Annotated in this window: 2 protein-coding genes; one reads left to right on the top strand and one right to left on the bottom strand. The window is 68.9% G+C overall.

The window, feature by feature from the left end; translation table 11 throughout:
• Positions 1-185 precede the first annotated feature (185 nt).
• Positions 186-2,015, top strand: a complete 1,830-nt coding sequence (gene asnB / locus IJH84_RS13540; RefSeq protein ID WP_295144816.1) for an asparagine synthase (glutamine-hydrolyzing) — start codon at positions 186-188, stop codon at positions 2,013-2,015.
• Between the two features lie 70 nt (positions 2,016-2,085).
• Here asnB and IJH84_RS13545 read toward each other — a convergent pair.
• Positions 2,086-2,973, bottom strand: an 888-nt coding sequence (locus tag IJH84_RS13545; protein WP_295144819.1) for a methyltransferase domain-containing protein, incomplete at its 5' end; no start/stop codon positions are given.

The raw sequence follows: 2,973 nt of genomic DNA on the forward strand, positions 1-2,973 counted from the left end.
ACTCCCTCCCCGGACGCCGACCGGCCGGGCGGTGCGAACACTTCCGCACCGCCCGGCCACCGCTGATTCGAGGCGGGCCGAAGATGTGTCCGAGATCTCACACCGGAGCCGTATTGCTCGTGCAACGAGGCCGTAACAAGGTGTAGTTAGCTCGCCTAAATAAAAGATTGCGGAGAGGTGGCCTCATGTGCGGCATCACGGGTTGGGTGTCCTTCCAGCGGGACATGACAGCTCAGGACCGGATTCTGCGAGAGATGACCGAGACCATGTCCTGCCGCGGACCGGATGATCAGGGCGTCTGGACCGCGCACCACGCCGCGCTGGGACACCGCCGGCTCGCGGTGATCGACCTGCCGGGCGGCACCCAGCCGATGCAGGTCGACACCCCGGACGGACCGGTCGCGATGGTCTACTCCGGCGAGGCCTACAACTACACCGAACTACGCGCCGAGCTGCGCCAGCGCGGGCACCGGTTCGACACCGACTCGGACACCGAAGTCGTGCTGCGCGGCTACGTCGAGTGGGGCGAAGCGGTGGCCGACCGGCTCAACGGGATGTACGCGTTCGCGATCTGGGACTCCCGGACCGAAAAGCTCGTGATGATCCGCGACCGGATGGGCATCAAGCCGTTCTACTACTACGAGACCGACGACGGCGTGCTGTTCGGTTCCGAGCCGAAGGCGATCCTGGCCAACCCGCTGGCCGAGGCCGTGGTGGGCGCGGACGGGATGCGGGAGATCTTCGCCTCGGCCAAGACTCCCGGATTCGCCATCTGGCAAGGGATGCGCGAACTGCAGCCCGGGCACCTGGCCGTGGTCGACCGCAACGGGCTGCGCGAGCGGTGCTACTGGCGGCTGGAGGTCTCCGAGCACACCGACGACGAGCAGGCCACCGCCGCGCATGTGCGCGAACTGCTCGACGACATCATCGGCAGGCAACTGGTCGCCGACGTGCCGCGCTGCGCGTTGCTCTCCGGCGGGCTGGACTCCTCGGCGATGACCGCGCTGGCCGCCCAGCAGCTCGGCGTCAACGGCGAGACCGTGCGCAGCTTCGCGGTCGACTTCCCCGAGCAGGCCGAGAACTTCCAGGCCATCGAGGTGGCCCCAACGCAGGACACGCCGTACGTGCACGCGGTCGCCGAGCACGTCGCCAGCGATCACTCCGACATCATGCTCGACGGGGCGTCGCTGGCCGACCCGGCCGTGCGGCGGGCAGCGGTGGCCTCCCGGGATTTCCCCGTCGGCATGGGAGATCGGGACAACTCGCTGTACCTGCTGTTCCGGGCGATCCGGGAGCAGTCGACGGTGGCGCTGTCCGGCGAGTCGGCCGACGAGATCTTCGGCGGCTACCCCTGGTTCCACAACGACCGGCAGCGCTACGCCGACACGTTCCCGTGGCTGGTCGATTCGCCGATCTTCTCGATGGAGGTGCTCGACGAGCAGACCCGGCGCAAGCTCGACCTGCCCGCCTACATCGCCGACCACTACCGGTCCGCGCTGCGCGAGGCCCCGCTCAAGGACTCCGAAACCGGACTGGAAAAGCGCATGCGGCAGGTCTGCTACCTGCACCTGACCCGCATGGTGCAGACGCTGCTCGACCGCAAGGACCGGCTGAGCATGGCCGTCGGGCTGGAAGTGCGGGTGCCGTTCTGCGACCACCGCCTCGTGCAGTACGTGTTCAACACGCCGTGGTCGTTGAAGACCTTCGACGGGCGGGAGAAGAGCATCCTGCGGGCGGCCACCCGCGACGTGCTGCCCGCCTCGGTCGCCGACCGCAAGAAGAGCGGCTACCCGGGCAGCTTCGACCCGAACTACCTCGCGGCGATCCAGTCGCAGGCCCGCGAGCTGTTCTCGGCCAACCACGAAGTCCTGGAGTTCTTCGACCGCGACGCGCTCAAGACCGCCACCGAGACCACCGGTGATGCGGTCACGACCGCGCAGCGCAACGGAATCGAACGAGCCCTGGACATCGCGGCCTGGTACGACCTGCGCAAGCCGACGCTGAAGCTGGACTGACGAGCTGCTGCTCTCGCCGGTGATGGGCCCTTCGCCTCGCAAGATCGGGCGAAGGGGCCCATCACTCGCATTACGACCCGGGTCGGAGCGGGAGGCGCCAGTGCCGCCCTGGCAGGCGCACCGAGTGCGCGCCGTCCGCGGCGATCGTCAGCTCGTACTGGTCCGGTGCGGGTTTTCCGGCGTCCTGCCACCACGAATACGCCGTGTCGGCCTCGTCCCAGAGCCGCCGCGGACCCAGCTGGTGCACCGTCCACGGATGTTCTCCGCGCACCATGGTGACCCGCGCCCAGGAATGCGACCGGATGTCGTGCAGCTCGATCAGCCGGTGAGCGTCGTCGGTGTCCTCCACGGTGAGGTAGCAGTCCGGCACCCGGAGGCCGATGGTGAACGAAGCCGCGGAGAAATCCACCATCTCGAACAACTCCAGCGGTTCGCGTGCGGTGCTGCTGCGTTCGGCATCGTCGAGCTCGTCCGCCGCCGGGTCGAGGAATTCGCGGCGCTGCCCGCGCATCCGCATGAAAGCGAGGCGCTGCCCGAAACTCCCGGAAGCCGAACCGTCCGCGTGCACTTCCAGCGCGGTCAGCGCGTCTTCGCCGTAGTCGGTGCCCCACGGCGCAAGAATCCGCCCGCCCGGGCGGGATTGCTCGATCCACGTGCGCGCGATCGCGCGGACCGAGGCGGTTGCGAGCACGCGGTCGTACGGGGCACCGGGCGGGTATCCCGCCGTCCCGTCGGCCGTGATCACCAGCGGTGCGTGGCCGGAGGCCGCCAGCGCGCGCCGGGCGTTGTCCGCGACGGCCGGGTCGATCTCGACCGAGACCACCTGCCCGGTTCCGCCGACCCGTTCGCAGAGCAAAGCCGCGTTCCAGCCGGTTCCGGTGCCGATTTCCAGCACTCGGTGCCCTGGACGCACGTCCAGCGCGTCCAGCATGTCCGCGACCAGCGACGGCTGGCTGCA

It is taken from the genome of Saccharopolyspora sp. (genome assembly GCF_017434145.1).
GTDB classification, from domain to species: Bacteria; Actinomycetota; Actinomycetes; order Mycobacteriales; family Pseudonocardiaceae; genus Saccharopolyspora_C; species Saccharopolyspora_C galaxeae.

What these genes read in the sequence shown, in the direction of transcription:
- asnB (WP_295144816.1), top strand. Translation starts at nt 186, where the DNA reads ATGTGCGGCATCACGGGTTGGGTGTCCTTCCAGCGGGACATGACAGCT.